This window comes from Hymenobacter frigidus (genome assembly GCF_014640435.1).
GTDB lineage: Bacteria > Bacteroidota > Bacteroidia > Cytophagales > Hymenobacteraceae > Hymenobacter > Hymenobacter frigidus.
On record NZ_BMGY01000003.1, the window covers coordinates 18766 to 35850 of the forward strand.

At 61.2% G+C, this 17085-nt stretch carries 15 protein-coding genes; 9 read left to right on the forward strand and 6 right to left on the reverse strand.

All coding sequences use genetic code 11. The features are described 5' to 3' along the window. Positions 1–70 precede the first annotated feature (70 nt). Together IEW17_RS02095 and IEW17_RS02100 are read left to right on the forward strand one after the other, a co-directional pair. Entirely contained in the window at positions 71–1741 is a 1671-nt protein-coding gene (locus tag IEW17_RS02095; protein WP_188560366.1) for a hypothetical protein, read from the forward strand. A gap of 131 nt (positions 1742–1872) precedes the next feature. Then, complete coding sequence (locus tag IEW17_RS02100) at positions 1873–2856, forward strand: acyl-ACP desaturase (protein ID WP_188560367.1); 984 nt, start codon at positions 1873–1875, stop codon at positions 2854–2856. Positions 2857–3043: 187 nt separating this feature from the next. Here IEW17_RS02100 and IEW17_RS02105 read toward each other — a convergent pair whose 3' ends face one another. Continuing rightward, entirely contained in the window at positions 3044–3325 is a 282-nt protein-coding gene (locus tag IEW17_RS02105) for a DUF427 domain-containing protein (RefSeq protein ID WP_188560508.1), read from the reverse strand. 153 nt (positions 3326–3478) lie between these two features. On the opposite strand from IEW17_RS02105, the gene IEW17_RS02110 reads away from it, so the two are divergent. Both IEW17_RS02110 and IEW17_RS02115 read left to right on the forward strand, forming a co-directional pair. After that, the gene (locus IEW17_RS02110; RefSeq protein WP_188560368.1) at positions 3479–4585 is read left to right on the forward strand and encodes a vWA domain-containing protein; all 1107 of its coding nucleotides are present in this window, start codon (positions 3479–3481) and stop codon (positions 4583–4585) included. Positions 4586–4714: 129 nt separating this feature from the next. After that, positions 4715–6262, forward strand: coding sequence for a sigma 54-interacting transcriptional regulator (locus IEW17_RS02115; protein WP_188560369.1), 1548 nt, complete (start codon positions 4715–4717; stop codon positions 6260–6262). Between the two features lie 102 nt (positions 6263–6364). Here the strand turns inward: IEW17_RS02115 and IEW17_RS02120 are convergent, their stop codons facing one another. Next, positions 6365–8131, reverse strand: a complete 1767-nt coding sequence (locus IEW17_RS02120; protein ID WP_188560370.1) for a M14 family metallopeptidase — start codon at positions 8129–8131, stop codon at positions 6365–6367. A gap of 311 nt (positions 8132–8442) precedes the next feature. On the opposite strand from IEW17_RS02120, the gene surE reads away from it, so the two are divergent. Continuing rightward, positions 8443–9309 carry a 5'/3'-nucleotidase SurE gene (surE, locus tag IEW17_RS02125; RefSeq protein WP_188560371.1) on the forward strand — a complete coding sequence of 289 codons (867 nt, stop codon included), beginning with the start codon at positions 8443–8445 and terminating at the stop codon, positions 9307–9309. Between the two features lie 68 nt (positions 9310–9377). On the opposite strand, the gene IEW17_RS02130 is transcribed toward surE, so the two are convergent. The 4 genes from IEW17_RS02130 to IEW17_RS02145 form a co-directional block, all read right to left on the reverse strand. Next, a complete protein-coding gene (locus tag IEW17_RS02130; RefSeq protein ID WP_188560372.1) occupies positions 9378–9566 on the reverse strand; it encodes a hypothetical protein in 189 nt (62 codons plus the stop codon). A 36-nt stretch (positions 9567–9602) separates the two neighbouring features. Then, the gene (locus tag IEW17_RS02135) at positions 9603–10148 is read right to left on the reverse strand and encodes a sensor histidine kinase (protein WP_188560373.1); all 546 of its coding nucleotides are present in this window, start codon (positions 10146–10148) and stop codon (positions 9603–9605) included. Beyond that, entirely contained in the window at positions 10123–11007 is an 885-nt protein-coding gene (locus IEW17_RS02140; RefSeq protein WP_188560374.1) for a sensor histidine kinase family protein, read from the reverse strand. Before IEW17_RS02140 ends, IEW17_RS02135 begins: the two co-directional genes overlap by 26 nt. A 276-nt stretch (positions 11008–11283) precedes the next feature. Then, positions 11284–11970 carry a response regulator transcription factor gene (locus tag IEW17_RS02145; protein ID WP_188560375.1) on the reverse strand — a complete coding sequence of 229 codons (687 nt, stop codon included), beginning with the start codon at positions 11968–11970 and terminating at the stop codon, positions 11284–11286. A 201-nt stretch (positions 11971–12171) separates the two neighbouring features. On the opposite strand from IEW17_RS02145, the gene IEW17_RS02150 reads away from it, so the two are divergent. The 4 genes from IEW17_RS02150 (at position 12172) to IEW17_RS02165 (ending at position 17003) form a co-directional block, all read left to right on the forward strand. Beyond that, positions 12172–12795, forward strand: coding sequence for a phosphoglycerate mutase family protein (locus tag IEW17_RS02150; RefSeq protein WP_188560376.1), 624 nt, complete (start codon positions 12172–12174; stop codon positions 12793–12795). A 158-nt stretch (positions 12796–12953) separates the two neighbouring features. Next, positions 12954–14399, forward strand: a complete 1446-nt coding sequence (locus IEW17_RS02155; RefSeq protein ID WP_188560377.1) for a M20/M25/M40 family metallo-hydrolase — start codon at positions 12954–12956, stop codon at positions 14397–14399. Positions 14400–14454: 55 nt separating this feature from the next. Continuing rightward, complete coding sequence (locus tag IEW17_RS02160; protein ID WP_188560378.1) at positions 14455–16278, forward strand: S8 family serine peptidase; 1824 nt, start codon at positions 14455–14457, stop codon at positions 16276–16278. Beyond that, positions 16275–17003 carry a hypothetical protein gene (locus IEW17_RS02165; protein WP_188560379.1) on the forward strand — a complete coding sequence of 243 codons (729 nt, stop codon included), beginning with the start codon at positions 16275–16277 and terminating at the stop codon, positions 17001–17003. The genes IEW17_RS02160 and IEW17_RS02165 overlap by 4 nt, the downstream gene beginning before the upstream one ends. Positions 17004–17085 lie beyond the last annotated feature (82 nt).

The window sequence follows — 17085 nt, forward strand, 5'->3', positions numbered from 1 at the left end:
TCTGTTCAAAAAAAATATGCAAACCTGGAAGCTGCTGTAAGCGGGCATTTTTATCTCCTGATTATTTATTGTGCCGCACCATACTCGTTCAGCCATTTTCGCCCGCGTGGTGCTGCTGCCCATCGGGTTGGTGCTGGCTACCGTGGCGGGCTTAGGCAGCTACTACGAAGCCAGCGATGACACGTCCATCGCCTGGCTTTTCTCGGGAGTGCTGGCCCTGAAGCCGGTGACTTCGCTACCGCTGTACTTTCGCGGCTTCGGGCGGGTGCTGGCGGCGGCTTACACGGCCTGGCCGGGGGTGGCGTGGTTTGGCCTCCTGCTGAGTGCGTCGCTGGCAGCTGCTACGGTAATGCTGCTGGCCGTGCTCGACCGCGTGTTGCGGCCGTCCCTAAGACCCTGGCCGCTGGCCTTGGTTCTCGCAGGCTTTTTTGGAGTGGCGCTACTCGAAAACTGGTTGCTGTTCAGCTACGTGCGGGTGGCGCTGCTGCTGGCGGGGGCTTCGGTACTATTTGCTTCGCAACGACCGGGGCGGTTAGTCCCGCTGCTGGTGGGGCTGGGTGGGCTGGGAGCTGTTTGGCTGATGCGGCCCAGTCTGGCCGTACTGGGCTTTGGGGCCACGCTGCCGGCGGCACTGCTGCTGGCTGGTGGCCTACGCCGCGCCGCGCCCCTGCTGCTCAGCGCGGCTTTGGTATTGGCCGTAGCCACCGGAACTGCCGCTTTTCTGCGCACCCCCACCGAAATGCACACTCAGGTACTCGACGGCTATTTCGCCCGCATTCTGGACTTCGACCAACTGCGCCCGCAGCCCCGCACCCCGGCCGACAGCTTGGGCACCGCCGCCGTGGCTTTGTGGATGATGGGCGATTCTACCGTCGTAAATGAAGCCCTCTGCCGCCGGGCCTACGTTTTCGATGCCCCCGATTTCTGGGGGCGCGAAGTGCCGGCCAAGCTGTGGTTACGGGCCGGGTTGCTGGTGCGCGACTACTTTCCGTTGCTGCTGGCCCTCGTGGCTACCGCCGGTGTGTGGCTGCGCCGCCGTGGCCGCTCCGCCTGGTTTTGGGTGGTGCAGTTGGGTTTTGCCGGGGTATTCGTGCTGTTTGCGGGTGTGCTCAAGCTCCCGCCCCGGCTGGAGCTGCCGCTGCTGGTGTTCTGGCTCCTGACCAATCTGGCATTCTTGCTGGTTAATAATCCAGCGGAAATTATCCGGCACAACGGTGCCCGCCGGAACCCGCTATTGGTTGCGGTGGCTACGCTGGTTCTGTTGCTATACGGGGCCAAAACCCTGCATCGCCGTCAGGTGCTGGGGCAGGAGCGGGCCCGCCACGAATTAGCCCTGCAAACCATCAACCGGCTCGGGGCTGGCCGCATCCGCATCATGGCTGGCACCAACGATTTGCTGAAAAGCCTCTCACCTTTTCAAACTTATGCTCCCGGCCCCGGCGCGGTCCTGCAGCTCACCGGCTGGCCTTCGCACGATGTCTCACAGGTCCGCTTGCGCCAGGCGTTAAGCGGCACCCCCGACCAAACCGAGTGCCTGCGCCGCTTCGCGCAGCGTCCGTCGTCCGGCCCTCAGCCTCAGCCACTATGGGTGCTCACTCCCGAAACAGCCACTTGGCTCAGCCGACGGTTCAGCTTCAACGAGGGCTCGCGGCTACTGCTGTACCCCAGCGCTGGCCACTTGCTGGAAGGCCCGGACTCTACGGTGCGCGTGTATCACGTGCGGGTGGTGCCAACGCTCTAGCAGTGGGCCAATTGGCCTGTTTGGTTGTAATAATGCCATAATCTTATACCCCGGTCCGTACTAATACCGCAGACCTTTGTTGTGGTAAAAGCGTTTCTTCATTAATTACTCTCGCTTTTATATCCCGCCCTATGCTTCCGTCCTCCACTATGACCGCCCGCGGCGAAGTCCTCCAGCACATGGAAGGCTTCCTGAAATCTAATATGGGCACCTTCCTCAAAAGCGTGGAAGACAGTTGGCAACCCGCCGATTACTTGCCGGATTCGCGCCAGGATAATTTTTTCGACGAGGTAAAAGTGTTGCGCGAACGCGCCGGCAACCTCAGCTACGACTTGCTAGCCGTGCTCATCGGCGACACCATCACCGAGGAAGCCCTGCCCAACTACGAAGCCTGGTTCCACGAGCTCGACAACCTGAACCGGGACCGCGACAACGGCTGGGCCGAGTGGATTCGGGGCTGGACAGCCGAGGAAAACCGCCACGGCGACCTGCTCAACCGCTACCTCTACCTCTCGGGCCGCGTGAATATGCGCGAGTTCGAAGTGAGCACCCATTACCTCATCAACGACGGTTTCGACCTCGGGACGGCTCGCGACCCGTACCGCGCCTTTGTGTACACGAGCTATCAGGAGCAGGCCACTAACATTTCCCACCGCCGCGTGGGCCAGTTGGCCCGCACCGCCGGCGACGACCAGCTCTCTAAAATCTGCGGCATGATTGCCGGCGACGAAAACCGCCACGCCCGCGTGTACAAGACGTTTGTGGAGAAAATTTTCGAAGTCGACCCCAGCGAAATGATGCTGGCCTTCGAAGACATGATGCGCAAGAAAATTGTGATGCCCGCCCACTATATGCGCGAAATGGGTATTGAAATGGGCAAGACTTTCGGCCATTTCACCGATGCCGCCCAGCGCCTGGGCGTGTACACCAGCTCCGACTACACCGACATTCTCGACTCGCTTATCCACGATTGGAAAATTGAGAAGATGGGTGGCCTCACCGGTCAGGCTGAGAAGGCCCGCGACTACATCATGGCCCTGCCCAGCCGCCTGCGCCGCGTGGCCGACCGCATGCCCGTGCCCAAGCTGGAATACAAGTTCAAGTGGATTTCATAACGAGTGATAAAACGAAAAACGCCTGTTTTCCAATCGGAAAACAGGCGTTTTTGCTTGAGGGAAATGCCTTGGCTGAACGATTCCAGCGCGAGCCGTTCAGCGACGAGACGCAAAATGTTGCGTCTCTACACTCCCTTGATTTTCACAAACCATTTCGTGACGAGTATAATCACCGATTGCGCGGCGTTTATTTCTCTACTTTCACGCCCTTCCAGAAGGCTATGCGGCCTTTGATTTCCTTGGCTGCGTCTTTGGGTTCGGGGTAGTACCAAGCGGCGTCTTTGTTTTGCTCGCCGTTCACCTTCAGTGAGTAGTAGCTGGCGCGGCCTTTCCAAGGGCAGGAAGTTTGGGCGATGCTGTCCTCAAAAAACTCCTTTTTGATGGAATCGGCGGGGAAATAGTGGTTGTTTTCAACAACGACGGTATCATTGCTCTCGGCAATGACGGTGTTATTCCAAATGGCTTTCATGGTGGGGCGTAGCGCGAAGCTCCAGCTTCGCATGTCGTTGCACATAATCCGGGCGCGGCGGCCGGGACGCGAAGCTGGAGCTTCGCGCTACTCCGAAATGAACATTGCCCGCGCCGCCGTTGTTTTCCGGGCCTATCCTGAAAGAAGAATATTATGGCCGTTGGCTTCCGATTCCGCGATTTTGTTCCCGAAGACCAGCCCGAAAAGGGCTTTGAGTCCTTGTTTAAGCTGTTCATGCAGCTCGTTACCATCACTTCCGGCGATGTAGGCGAGGCCCTACAATGGCTCAATGAGCTCGACAAGCAGTACGGCCTCACCGACGACCAGTACGGCATGGGCAACTTCATCGACGACCTGAAGAAAAAGGGTTACATCGATGAGAATGAGCAGGCCAAGGGCGAATTTAAGATTACGCCCAAAACCGAGCAGGGCATTCGTAAGAGTGCGCTGGAGGAGATTTTTGGCAAGCTCAAAAAGAGCAACACCGGCAACCACCGCACGCCCCACACCGGCCAGGGCGACGAGCAGAGCACCGACCTGCGCGAATTCCGCTTCGGCGATTCGCTGGAGTCGATTCAGATGACCGAATCCATCCGCAATGCCCAGCTCAACCACGGCATGGAGGGCGATGACTTCATGCTGACCGAAGGCGACCTGGAAGTGCGCGAAAACGAGCATAAGTCGCAGACCAGCACCGTGCTGATGATTGACATCTCGCACTCGATGATACTCTACGGCGAGGACCGCATCACGCCGGCCAAGAAAGTGGCCATGGCCCTGGCCGAGCTGGTAAAGCAGAAATACCCTAAGGATTTTCTCGACGTCATCGTGTTCGGCAACGATGCCTGGCAGATTGAAATCAAGGACTTGCCCTATCTGCAGGTAGGCCCGTACCACACCAATACCGTGGCCGGTCTGGAACTGGCCATGGACCTGCTTCGCAAGCGCAAAACGCCCAACAAGCAAATATTCATGATTACCGACGGCAAGCCCACTTGCCTGAAGGAAGCCGGCGGCTATTATAAAAACTCCTTCGGCCTCGACCGCAAAGTGGTGAACAAGACCCTGAACCTGGCCGCCGCCGCCCGCCGCGTCAAAATCCCCATCACCACGTTCATGATTACCTCCGACCCGTATTTGCAGAAATTCGTGGAGGAATTCACGGAGGTGAACCAGGGCAAGGCTTACTACTCGGGCCTGAAAGGGCTGGGCCACCTGGTGTTCGAGGATTACAAAAAGAACCGGCGCAAGACGCTGTAAACCGCACTTTTCTGTTCTGCTGACCAAGGAAGCATCTTATCACGGTTGTTTTTGTCAGCTCTCATAATGCGAACAACGCGGACGTGATAAGGTCTTTCGCGCTGTTCAGGATGATACTTAACCCCCTTCATGGCCCAAGACCAGCTTCCAACCAATCATTTGCAACACATCACCACCCTCGGTCAGCTGAAAAAGTCTGGCTACAAATCCCGCACGGTTAAGGCCGAATTGCGGGAGAACCTGATTCGGAAGCTTCGGCTGAAAGAAGACGTCTTTCCCGGAATTTTCGGCTACGACGAAACCGTAATTCCAGAATTGCAGCGCGCCATTCTGGCCGGGCACCACATCAACCTGCTCGGCTTGCGCGGCCAGGCCAAAACCCGCATCGCGCGCCTGCTCATCAACCTGCTGGATGAGTACATGCCCGTGGTGGCTGGCGCCGAGCTGAATGACGACCCGCTGCAGCCGCTGTCGGTGTTCGCCAAAAACCTCATTGCCGAGCACGGCGATGACACGCCCGTGACGTGGATGCACCGCAACGAGCGTTACACCGAGAAGCTGGCCACGCCCGACGTGAGCGTAGCCGACCTCATCGGCGACGCCGACCCCATCAAAGCGGCCACGCTGAAACTGCCGTATTCCGACGAGCGGGTGATTCACTTCGGGCTGATTCCGCGGGCGCACCGGGGCATTTTCGTGATTAACGAATTGCCCGATTTGCAGGCGCGCATTCAGGTGTCGCTGTTTAATATTCTGCAGGAGGGCGATATTCAGATTCGTGGTTTCAAAGTGCGGCTGCCGCTGGATATTCAGTTTGTGTTCACGGCCAACCCGGAGGATTATACCAACCGGGGCTCCATCGTGACGCCGCTCAAGGACCGGATTGACGCCCAGATTATCACGCACTACCCCAAGTCGATTGAAATCGGCAAGCGCATCACCAAGCAGGAAGCCCGCATCAAGGACGAGCAGAAGGGCATGGTGACGAGCAACGAAATTATCCACGACCTGGTGGAGCAGGTGGCCGTGGAAGCCCGCGGCTCCGAGTTCGTGGACGCCAAGTCGGGTGTGTCGGCCCGCCTCACCATCTCGGCCTACGAGCAGGTGATTGCGGGGGCCGAGCGCCGGGCGCTGGTGAACGGTGAAGCCAACACCTACGTACGATTGGGCGACTTTATTTCGGCCGTGCCCGCCGTGACCGGCAAGGTGGAGCTGGTGTATGAGGGCGAGCAGGAGGGAGCCGGCATCGTGGCCGAGAAGCTGATGGGTAAGGCCATCCGCACGCTGTTCCTGCAATACTTCCCCGACCCCGACAAGTCCAAGAAGCTCAAGAACCGCCCTTCGCCCTACAAGGCCATTCAGGAGTGGTTCGGTAACGGCTACACCCTGGATTTGCTGCACGATGCTTCGACAGAGGACTATCGCGCCGTCCTCGACCTGGTGCCCGGCCTGCGCGACATCGTGACCGAGCTGCACCCCAAGGAAACGCCAGAGCACACGTACTTCCTTATGGAATTCCTGCTCCACGGCCTGAGCGAGCACAGCTTGATTTCGCGCAACCGCCTCACGGCCGGCGCGCAGTTCAAGGACTTGCTCTCGTCGATGTTCACCATGCCCAGCTTTGGGGAGGATGACGAGGACGAGGACGAGGAGGAGAAGCCGAAGCGCCGCCGGTAGCAAGCCTCCCTGTTTGCAGCGCGAAGCGGTGCTTTGCATCCCCGCGCCGTTTGGAATAATCCAGGCGGTGCGGAGATGCAAAGCACCGCTTTGTGCTTCCTGCTACTGCACCCGGCCCGTGCCCAGCCAGCGCGCCACCGGGTAGCGGTTGTGGCCGGCCTCGTGGTAGGCCGAGTTCAGGTACACCCACTCCAGCTGGGCGGGGCCATTGGCGGCGAAGGCGGCGTTGGCGGCTTTCAGTTGCTCCAGGCGCTGGCGCAGGGCCGGGTCGCGGCGCAGCAGGTCGGCGGCCAGGTCTTCAAATACATAATCGGAGAAATGCTCTTTTTGCTGGAGCACGCTGTCGAAGAAGCCCCAGGCGAAAAAGGAGTCGGTGGCTTGGGGCTCCAGCGTTTCCATGAGGTAGCGGCTGGGCGCGGCGGCATCGAGGTACACCGCAAAGTCGCCTTGGTGAAAGGTGGTGGTTTCGGTGGTGGTGCGCAGGCGCACCTGGCTGTGCACGTAGTGGCCCTCAAAAGCCTTGGGCGTGGTCTTGAACTCCTCAAAGTGATATACTTCCACCGGCACGGTCACGTCGTGGGCCAGCGGCTCCAGCGTGGCCCCGTTGCGGCGTAGGGTTTCAGCTACTTCGCCCCAGGCCTTGGGAATGAGGTAAGCCGTGGGCCGGCTGGCGGTGGTGGTCGGCTTGAAAGTGTTGAAGTACTTCACCGGCCGGGTGAAGGGCGCGGCGCGGTTGTAGTAGAGGCGGGGCTGGCCACTCACCTCGCTGGGCTTGTGGCTGGCTTCGTAGCCCCGGAACTGCACGGTTTCGTGCTGGCTGTCATCGAGCGCCCAAGTCAGGGGAAAGGTGGTTTGAGCGGCCATGTCGGCGGCGGCGGCGGCACGGGCCGCGGCTAGTGCCGCCGACTGCTGGCCTACGGTTTCGAGCATGGTTTTGAGGAAATCATACGTCGAGTGCACGCGGGGCGCGAAAGCCTTCAGCATGTGCGTTTCGGGCATGAAGCCGATGGTGTTGAACAGCGCCGCATAGCCGGTAGAGTAGCGCGGCGATTCCAGGAACGCCTGCAAACCGCTCTCGGGCGTTGGGCCCTCAAAGTCCACGTAGGGCGTCATGGGCCATTTTTTCTGCTTCATGCTCTTGTAGAGTGCGGGCAGTAGCTGCCTTTGCAAATACGTGCCCAGTGCCGGGGCCAGCTTGCTGTGCTGGGTGGCAATGAGCGTCATCGTGTACTGGTAGTCGGCCCCGTTGGAGGTGTGGGTTTCAACAAAAATATCGGGCTGCCATTTCTGAAAAAGCGCGGCAAATGACCGGGCATTGCGCGACTCCTGCTTGATGTAGTCGCGGTTCAAATCCAGGTGCCGCGCATTGCCCCGGAAGCCGTAGGCAGCCGGTCCGTTCTGGTTCACGCGGGTGGTGGCGTTGCGGTTCAGCATCCCGTCGATGTTATAAACCGGTACGATAACCACCGTGACGTTGGCCAGCAGCTTCTGCCAGGACTTCTGCTGCAGCAGGTCGCGGGCCAGCATCATGCTGGCGTCGATGCCCTCCGGCTCGCCGGGGTGAATGCCGTTTTGGATGAACAGGATGCGGCGGTTTTTTCGGCGGGTGCTGGCGGGGTCGGCGTCGCCATCGGCGCTCAGCACTACTTCGTGCAAGGGCTGGCCCGCGTCGGTGGGGCCGGCCTCGGCCAGGTGCAGGTGCTGCGGGTAGGCGGCGGCCAGCTTCTGGTAGTAGGCGATGCACTCGGTGTAGGTGGCGGTCGTATTGCCGGCCGGGTCGTTTTCAAAAGGCGTGCGCCAGGCGGGGGCCGGAGCCGGCGGCAGAGTAGGGGCGAGGGTCATGAGTGAGGCGAGCAGGATGGCGAACATGAATGCAAAAGAACGGTAGGAAGGAAGGATGGACGGAAAAGAAGGGCGGCCGGAGGATTGGCGGCAAAAACCTCCCTCCTTACCAGTGAAGGAATGTGGCCGCGAAGCGAACACCGGAATGGTTGTGGCGTTAGGTTGGCGTTTGAAAAGCGACCGACCATCAAACAAACACTCCGTAACAGAGTATTCCAACGCCAACCAACGCCACAACCACCCCAGCCGGCGCGAAGCGCCGGCATCCCCTCCTTGTTAAGGAGGGGAGTTGTGCATCCGGGCTACCTTTGCCCACGTTCTAAAATCAACCCCACACTATGCAAGCTGCCCTCCCGCGCCCCCTCATTCTTGTTTCCAACGACGACGGCATTACGGCCCCCGGCATTCGTCATCTCGTCGAAATAGTACATGCTCTGGGGGCCGAAGTAGTGGTAGTAGCGCCCGATGCCCCGCAGTCGGGTATGGGCCACGCCATCACCATCGGCAATGCCCTGCGCCTGACCAAAAACCCGGTTTTTGGCCCCGATATCGAAGCCTACGAATGCTCCGGCACGCCCGCCGACTGCGTGAAAATCGCCAAGCACTACGTGCTGAAGGACCGCACGCCCGACCTGGTGGTATCCGGCATCAACCACGGCTCCAACGCCTCGGTGAATGTGCTGTACTCGGGCACCATGTCGGCGGCCATTGAGGCCGCTATCGAGGGCCTGCCCGCCGTGGGCTTCTCGCTGTGCGAATACGGCCCGGAAGCCGATTTCTCGCACGTAGCCGAGTGGGTGACGCAAGTGTGCCGCCACGCGCTCGACCACGGCATACCCGCCGGCACGGCCCTGAACGTGAACATTCCCAAGAAATCTGACACGCCCATTGCCGGCCTGCGCCTGGGCCGCCAGGCCCGCGCCAAGTGGCAGGAAGAGTTCGACCGCCGCCTCGACCCCTACCAGCGGCCGTACTACTGGCTCATCGGCTCGTTCGTCAACCTCGATGCCGGGACCGACACTGACGAGTGGGCCCTGGCCAACAACTACGTTTCGGTGGTGCCCTGCCAGTTCGACCTCACCGCCGCCCACGGCCTCGACCAGCTCAGCGCCAACTGGCAGCTGCCAATGCCCGAAGCCAACATTGCCGCCGCCCCGCCCCAGCCCATTCCTTCGGGTGATTATGGCCCGGCCACCCAAAGTTAAGTAGCCGTTGGCTTGTTGAATGATGGAGGAACGGCCATGCTGAGCGCACCCCAATGCATGGCCGTTCTTTATTTAATAGCCGGGTGCACCGTCTTTGGGTGTTCGGCCGAGTTCAGTGCTTTGCGCACCACCACGGGGTGCGCCGAAAGGGACACGGGAGCCAGCGCCCCGCGATGCAGTGCCACTACTTCGGTGCCCAGGGCCACCACCAGCAGGAGCAGCAGGCCGGCAAATACGATTTTCAGTAGGATACGCATGACAGCTTCAATTACTGTTCGAAGCTAAACCGGCACCTATGAAGGAGGCATGAACCCGGTAGAAACTCCCACCACAGGGCCAAATTCCAGGATAAAGACCGTTCCCCGGCCTACCTCGGACTCGGCCCGGAGCGTGGCCCCGTGGAAGCTGGCAATGGTTTGGGCAATGAGCAAGCCCAGGCCGTAGCCTTCGGGCGAGCCGGGGGCGTTGCCGTGAAAGCGTCGGAACCGGTCGAAGAGGTAGGGTAGGTGGTCGGCCGCAATGCCTGGCCCGGTATCGGCAACGCGCAGCGCGTAGCCGCCATTGGGCAGCGGCTGGCCAGTCACTATTATCTGGCCGCCCTCGTGGTTGTACTTGATGGCGTTCGAAAGCAGGTTGCGCAGCAGCGTGTGCAGTAAGCTAGCGTTGGCCTGCGGGCGAACGTCGTCGCCGGTCAGGTTGGTTTCCAGGGTAATGTCGCGCTGCTGCCGGCGGTCGTCCAGCTCTTCGGCCACGTCGGCCACTACCTCGGAGAGGCCCACCGTTTCGTCGCGCAGGTACTGTTCATTCTCGATGTTAGCGATGAGCAGCAGGGTGCGCACGGTGTTGCGCAGGCGGTAGAGCGTGCGCTGCGATTCGACCAGCTGTTGGGCATGCCGCTCGGGTAGGGTAGGGTAGGGTAGGGTAGGGTAGGGTAGGGTCCTGCAGCATGTTCTCAAAACGTGACTGCAGGATGCTGACCGGCGTGAGCAGCTCATGGCTGACGTTGCTCATAAACTCCCGCTCTTTGGCAAAAGCCGACTGCACTTGCCGCATCAGGGAGTTCAACCGTTCATCGAGCCGTCGAAAGTCAGTGGTATCAGTATCAATTAGTTCAAATCGGAAATCAGAAGGCTGGCGAATGCCCCGCAGCTTGCGGGCAATCAACTCACGCAACGGCCCCAGCAAGTAGTGGGCGAAGGCCGCATCGGTCACTACCGTGAGCAGCGAAGCCGCTACCAGCACCCACAGCGCCAGTTGCCGCAGCGTGGCCGTGAGCAGCTCCACGGTATCCAGCGATGACCTGATTTCAAGCCGGTAAGCCGGTTGGCCCGCGCTACTTGCGGGCCGGGCAAAGCTGAGAATGCGATAATCCTCCACCTGCTCATCCACCTGCCGGGGCTCTTCGAAGATGCGCTCCGGCGGCAGCGCCGCACCCACGGGCAGTTGGGTGAGGGTGATGTACTCCTGCTTGAAGATGTTGTAATCGGCGTAGGTTTCGGCCCGCTCGTCGCGCTCAAATGCCTGCAAGCCGTCGCGGGCTATCAGGGCCAGCACCCGCCGCTGCTTGTCGCGCAGGCGCTGGTCGGTGTGAGCTACGGCCACGCGCTGCACAATGGGTGGAATAACCAGCGCCCCCAGCAACACCAGCAGCAGCTTAGACAGGGCATTGAACAGGGCCAGCTTGGCTTCGAGGCGCATCTTCTTCAATTAAAAACTAAAAATGTGCGACGGTTATTTCTTGCGGGGCACTCTTCCTTCCGGTTGGGCTTGTCTTAGGGAAGGCACGAAGCTGTTTAGAAAGTCAAGAAGTCTGTCATCCTGAGCGCAGCGAAGGACCTTATCACAACTGAACGGTCTCGTTCAAGCGTGTTGTAGCCGGGATAAGGTCCTTCGCTGCGCTCAGGATGACAAACGCTCAAAAAAATTGATTTTCTAAACAGCTTCTATATGTGGCCGTTCTGCGCCCGCCAATTTTTAACTCCCTTCCGCCGCCCGGTAGCCGATGCCACGCACGGTTTCCAGAAAGTCGGCCGGGCTGAACTGAACCAGCTTCTTGCGCACGTTTTTGATGTGCACATCGATGTAGTTCGAGTCGGAGTCGTCCTCCAGTACATTGCCCCACAGGTGCTCGCCCAGCTGCAGGCGCGTAAGCACCCGGCCGCGGTGCAGCAGCAGGTAGTGCAGCAGGTCGAATTCCTTTTTGGTGAGGGGCACTTCCTGGCCGTCAAAGCGCACGATGCGGGCGTTGGGGTCCATGCTAAAGCCCTGGCCAAAGCTGATTTCGGGACGCTTCAGGTTGAACTTGCGGCGCGTGATGGCCTGCATCCGGCTGGTGAGCTCGAGCAGCGAGAACGGTTTGGGGAGGTAGTCATCGGCTCCCAGGTCAAGGCCGCGAATCCGGTCGTCGAGCGCACCACGTGCCGTGAGGATGATGAACGAGGCTTCCTGGCTCTCGTTGAGGCGGGCTTCTTTCAGCAGGTCGAGGCCGTCGCCGCCGGGCAGGCCCAGGTCGAGCAGCACGAAATCGTAGCTGCTCACGTAAAGCTTTTCCGACGCCTCGGCGTAGGTGAAAGCCGAATCGACCAGGTATTGGGCCTGGACCAGGAACTGGCGCATTTCCTGGTGCAGGCTTTTTTCGTCTTCGATGAGCAGAACGTGCATAATTTGGGAGGCTGGGCAGTGGGAGCGGTTTTGGCTCTGAAAGAGAGAGTTCAAGGAAAAATGCTGGGCCGGAAACTTACCCACAATTCTCGGTACCGTTGCGTGAACGGCACGTGAAGTTGCCCTATTTAAGTGTGGGTTCTCTGGTTTGTTTCGTACTTTCCTACTCACTTTTTCTCCACATCTCTCCCGTAGCTTATTATGAAAACACACGTTCTACAATGCTTGCTTTGGCTGGTCGTCGGCCTGGCTGCCACGGTGGGCAATGCCGCCGCCCAAGCCCCCACCAAAGTCAAAATCAAATCCAAGCCCGTTGTGACCACTGTGTACATCGTGCGTCACGCCGAAAAAGACTCCACTTCCAACCCCGCCGACCCTACGCTTTCGGCCCTGGGGCAGGTGCGGGCCCAGGCCCTGCGCCAGCTGCTGGTGCGCCGCCAGCCGGCCGCTTTGTTCACCACCAACACCACCCGTACCCGCGCCACTCTGGCCCCCTTAGCCGAGGCCCTGAAGGTGGAGCCCCAGGAGTATGACCCGCGCCGGGGCCGCGACTTGGCCGACCGCATCCTGAAAGAATATCCTGGCAAAACGGTGGTTATCGTGGGCCATTCCAACACGGTGCTGTCGCTCATCGACGACTTTGGGCTGGTGCCTCCCGTGGATGAAATCGGCGAAAACGACTACGAATACCTGTTCACCGTGCGCCTGGCCGAAGGCACGATGCCCACGGTGGACATGCGCGGCTACGGGGCCGAGCGGCCGCGGGCAAGCGCCAAAACCAAAGCTGCGCCGGCAGCGATGATTCCGGCTGCTCCCGTTAAATAGTGCGCGGCGCCCCCTAGCTCGCCGCTCGCGGTTTTACCTAAGGGCGCGGGGGCTGCAAGCGGCCCGTTAAAATAACCCCGCCCGCAGCGTACGCCGGTTGGCTGCCGTACTTTCGCCCGGTCTGGTAGCTTTCGCCGGGATTTTCAGCTTGTTATCTTATGCCCTTTCACGTTAAGAAATTACTGATTTGCGCTGGTGCCGTATTGGTGCTGAGCACGTCTGCCGCCCAAGCCCAAGCGCGTAGCAAATCCAGAGCCTCCGCTGCACCCACCGCCGCTGCCAAATCGGACCGCACCGATTCGCTGGCGCTTCGCAAAATCTTCGACGAAGCCCTGCTGCGTGGCGAGAGCTACGACAACCTGCGTTACCTCACCGGCACCATTGGAGCACGCCTGTCGGGCTCGCCCCAGGCCCAAATGGCCGTGGAGTGGGGCAAAGCCACCATGGAAAAAGCCGGTTTTGACCGCGTGTACCTGCAGGAGGTGATGGTGCCGCACTGGGTGCGGGGCAGCAAAGAGCGCGGCGAAATCATTGGCAATAAGGATAAAGGCATTCGGGTGCCGGTGTGCGCCCTGGGCGGGTCGGTGAGCACCGGCGGCAAGCTCAAGGCCGGCGTGGTGGAAGTGCGCAGCTTCGATGAGCTGAAAGCCCTGCCTGATGCCGCCGTGAAAGGCAAGTTCGTGTTTTACAACCGGCCTTTCGATGATGCCCTTATCGAACCCGGTCAGGCTTACGGCCGGGCCGGCGACCAGCGCCGCAGCGGGGCCATTGAAGCCGCCCGGCGCGGGGCCGTGGGAGCTTTGGTGCGCTCGCTCACCAGCGCCCGCGACGACAACCCGCACACGGGAACTATGGCCTACGACGCGGCCGTGCCCAAAGTGCCCGGTGCCGCCCTCAGCACCAACGCCGCCGACCAGCTCAGCCAGCTGCTGAAAGCCAACGCCGACTTGCAGTTTGAGTTGGAGATGGAGTGCATCACGCTGCCCGAGGAGAAGAGCTACAACGTGGTGGGCGAAATCAAAGGCAGCAAATTCCCACTGGAAATTATCACCGTCGGCGGCCACCTCGATTCCTGGGACCTCGGGCAGGGCGCCCACGACGACGGCACCGGCTGCGTGCAGAGCATGGAGGCCCTGCGTCTGCTGCGCGCCGCCGGCTTCCGGCCCGAGCGCACGGTGCGCGCCGTGCTCTTTATGAACGAGGAAAACGGCACCCGCGGCGGTAATGAGTATGCCCGCTTGGCCGCCCAGAACAAGGAAATCCACCTCGCTGCCATCGAATCGGACGGCGGAGGCTTCACCCCTCGGGGCTTCAACGTGGAGGCTGACCCCGCCACGATTAGCAAAATGGCCCGCTGGGCGCCGCTGCTCAAGCCCTATCACGCCGCCGACATTACCGTGGGCCACGGCGGTACCGATATTGAGCCGCTGCAAGCGGCCGTGCATCCCAAAGCCCTCATCGGCTACGATTGTGACTCGCAACGCTACTTCGACATTCACCACACCGCCGCCGACACCTTCGACAAAGTGAACCGCCGCGAGCTGGAGCTGGGCGGGGCCAGCATGGCCGCGCTGATTTACCTGCTCAGCAAATACGGCCTGTAATTGAGCTCAATAGCTCGGCCCGAGCGTAGTTCCCCATCCATTTCCAACCAGCGGTTTGCAAAAAATCTGGCTCAGTTTCTTTGCGGTAATCCTGTTCTGGGTGGCACCGGAGGCCTGCCTGGCCCAGCAACAATCCCAGCCCCCAACCACCCGCTACTGGGTGACGCTGCGGGACAAGCACGGCGTCCACTTCGAGCCGGCGCACTACTTCTCAGCCGCCGCGCGGGCTCGGCGTACCCGCCAGCACCTGTCGGCATTTGAGGCTACTGACCTGCCCGTGCGCCCGGATTACGTGGCCGCCATCGCGAAGCGGGTTGATACCGTCACGCTGGTCAGCCGCTGGTTCAATGCCGTGGCCTGCCGGGCCACGCCCGAACAAGCGGCGGCGCTACGCGACCTGCCGGGAGTGCTTAATGTGAGCGTTTGGCCACAACGGGAAGTTCAGGCGGCTTCGATAACGGCGGTGGCGGCCGGTAGCCGAACCACTGCGGCGCCCAAGCCCATTTCGGCCAACGACTACCTGCTGGCCCGCCGCCAAACTGCCCACCTCGACGGTCTGGCTCTGCGCGCGGCCAGTTTGGAAGGCCGTGGCATGCGCATTGCCGTGTTCGATGTGGGGTTTGCCGGCTTGCCCGAGCACGTGGCCTTTCGGGAGTTGATGGCCGATAAGCGCATCATTGCCACCCACGATTTCCTGCGTAACCGCGATGACGTGTTCCACGGCGGCAGCCACGGCACGGAGGTAATGGGCTGTCTGGCCGGCCGGCTGCCTGCCACGTTGGGCGGTGGTCTGGGTCCCGCGTTGGGCCTGGCCCCGGCCGCCGAGTACCTGCTGGCCCGCACCGAGCAGTTGCACCGCGAGCGCTACGCCGAGGAAGAAGCCTGGCTGGCCGCCGTGGAATGGGCCGACCGCCTTGGGGCCGACATCATCAACTCCTCGTTGGCCTACACCGAGCAGCGCTACTTTCCCGAGCAGATGGATGGCCACCGCAGTCTTATTGCCCGGGCCGCCAATATGGCCGTGCGCAAGGGCATGCTGGTGGTGAGCGCCGCCGGCAACGATGGCGACAACGACTGGGTGCGCATCGGGACGCCCGCCGATGCCGACTCCGTCCTGGCTATTGGCGGGCTCGACCCCGAAACCGGCTTACACGTCGATTTCAGCTCCTTCGGCCCAACGGCCGACCGGCGGCCGAAGCCCAACCTGGCCGCGTTCGGTATCGTGCTAACCACCACGCCATCGGGCTACGAGCGCCTCGAAGGCACGTCTTTTTCCTCTCCGCTGGTGGCCGGTTTCGCGGCCTGCCTGTGGCAGCAGCGTCGGGACCTCACGGCCATGCAGCTATTCCGGGCCCTGGAAAAGTCAGCGGAGCTGTACCCATATTTCGATTATGCCCACGGCTACGGCCGGCCGCGCTACGCCCCGTTCACCACGGTCCCGCGTGCAGCGGCCGCTCCCGTGCCCACTTTCGACTTCGTGGTTCATGATAGTCTCATCGCCGTCATTATTCGGACCGAAGCCGCCCTGCGGCCCGCCGAGCAGCTGCCATTGGTAATTGAGCAGAGCGAAGCCACCGCCACCATTGCCGCCCCCGCCACGGGTATTCCCGCCGCCGACACCAAGGCCGCGGAGCAGGTGCCGGATGTAGGCCACGAGCAACCTGGCGACCAGCGCCCCGCCCCGCTGGCTGTATTGCCCGAGCCCAATTACCCCGCTTATCTCTACTGGAACCTGACCGACCCCCGGGGCGTGCTGCACCGCTACGAAACCCGCGCCGTGTCGCAGCGCTTGGTATTGCAGGTGCCGCGCCGGCTGGTGCAGAAGGGAGAGGTGCTGCGAATTTACTTTAAGGGGTACACTGGTACTTATTCAGAATGAGGTATTTATTCGCCGTGAATAAGCTGCCGGGTTTGTTGTGTGCGTTGTTACTAGGAGCAAATTTTGCTGCCTGGGGTCAGCAGGTGTTAGTGCAGGCCAACGTGGCCGATGACACCGTGAAAACCACCTTCGGCCCGAACCGACGGTATTTTGGGCACGTTTACCTGGGGTATGGGTTGGTAGCTGGCCAGGCTGGCACCGGAGCCGAAGTTCAGCACGGCGGCGCATCGGCCGAGCTGCGCGGAGGCGGCCGTTTCAAAACGCGCTTCAGCCAGGCGCTCGCCGTCAACCTGGACTTGGGGTACAGCTACCTGCGCTACGAACTGGAGCAAAATGCCCAAAAGCTCGTTCCATCGCCTGCGCTGCACCGCCGCGAAGGGTTGGGGCTGCACCAGATTTATTCTGAAATCAGCCTGCGCCTGAATGCCGGCCGCCGGGGCAATTCGGTGGGCCGCTACGTCGACTTGCTGGCGGGGGGGAGTTGGGTGGTTGCCACCCGGCACGTTACCGAAGACGAGCCCGCCCCCGGCATCAGCCGCGTCGAAACGACCGAGTACGGCCTGCCGTACCTGCGGCGGTGGACCGGCAACGTGGGAACCCGCCTCGGTATTGACCGCTACGCCTTGGCGGCCCGCTACCGGCTATCGCCAGCATTCGGGCCAGCGTATGCGGCTTGGCCCGAGCTGCCACGCTGGGTAATGGGCCTCGAAATCGGCTTATTCTAGTAACACTTCTGCGTCGAAAGCCACGCCCGATAAACCCTATGCTCGGCCTTTGCCGTAAAAATCGCGTGGCCGGCGTGGCCCT

What these genes read in the sequence shown, in the direction of transcription:
- IEW17_RS02100 (WP_188560367.1), top strand. Translation starts at nt 1,873, where the DNA reads ATGCTTCCGTCCTCCACTATGACCGCCCGCGGCGAAGTCCTCCAGCAC.
- IEW17_RS02105 (WP_188560508.1), bottom strand. Translation starts at nt 3,325, where the DNA reads ATGAAAGCCATTTGGAATAACACCGTCATTGCCGAGAGCAATGATACC.
- IEW17_RS02110 (WP_188560368.1), top strand. Translation starts at nt 3,479, where the DNA reads ATGGCCGTTGGCTTCCGATTCCGCGATTTTGTTCCCGAAGACCAGCCC.
- IEW17_RS02115 (WP_188560369.1), top strand. Translation starts at nt 4,715, where the DNA reads ATGGCCCAAGACCAGCTTCCAACCAATCATTTGCAACACATCACCACC.
- IEW17_RS02120 (WP_188560370.1), bottom strand. Translation starts at nt 8,131, where the DNA reads ATGTTCGCCATCCTGCTCGCCTCACTCATGACCCTCGCCCCTACTCTG.
- surE (WP_188560371.1), top strand. Translation starts at nt 8,443, where the DNA reads ATGCAAGCTGCCCTCCCGCGCCCCCTCATTCTTGTTTCCAACGACGAC.
- IEW17_RS02130 (WP_188560372.1), bottom strand. Translation starts at nt 9,566, where the DNA reads ATGCGTATCCTACTGAAAATCGTATTTGCCGGCCTGCTGCTCCTGCTG.
- IEW17_RS02140 (WP_188560374.1), bottom strand. Translation starts at nt 11,007, where the DNA reads ATGCGCCTCGAAGCCAAGCTGGCCCTGTTCAATGCCCTGTCTAAGCTG.
- IEW17_RS02145 (WP_188560375.1), bottom strand. Translation starts at nt 11,970, where the DNA reads ATGCACGTTCTGCTCATCGAAGACGAAAAAAGCCTGCACCAGGAAATG.
- IEW17_RS02150 (WP_188560376.1), top strand. Translation starts at nt 12,172, where the DNA reads ATGAAAACACACGTTCTACAATGCTTGCTTTGGCTGGTCGTCGGCCTG.
- IEW17_RS02155 (WP_188560377.1), top strand. Translation starts at nt 12,954, where the DNA reads ATGCCCTTTCACGTTAAGAAATTACTGATTTGCGCTGGTGCCGTATTG.
- IEW17_RS02165 (WP_188560379.1), top strand. Translation starts at nt 16,275, where the DNA reads ATGAGGTATTTATTCGCCGTGAATAAGCTGCCGGGTTTGTTGTGTGCG.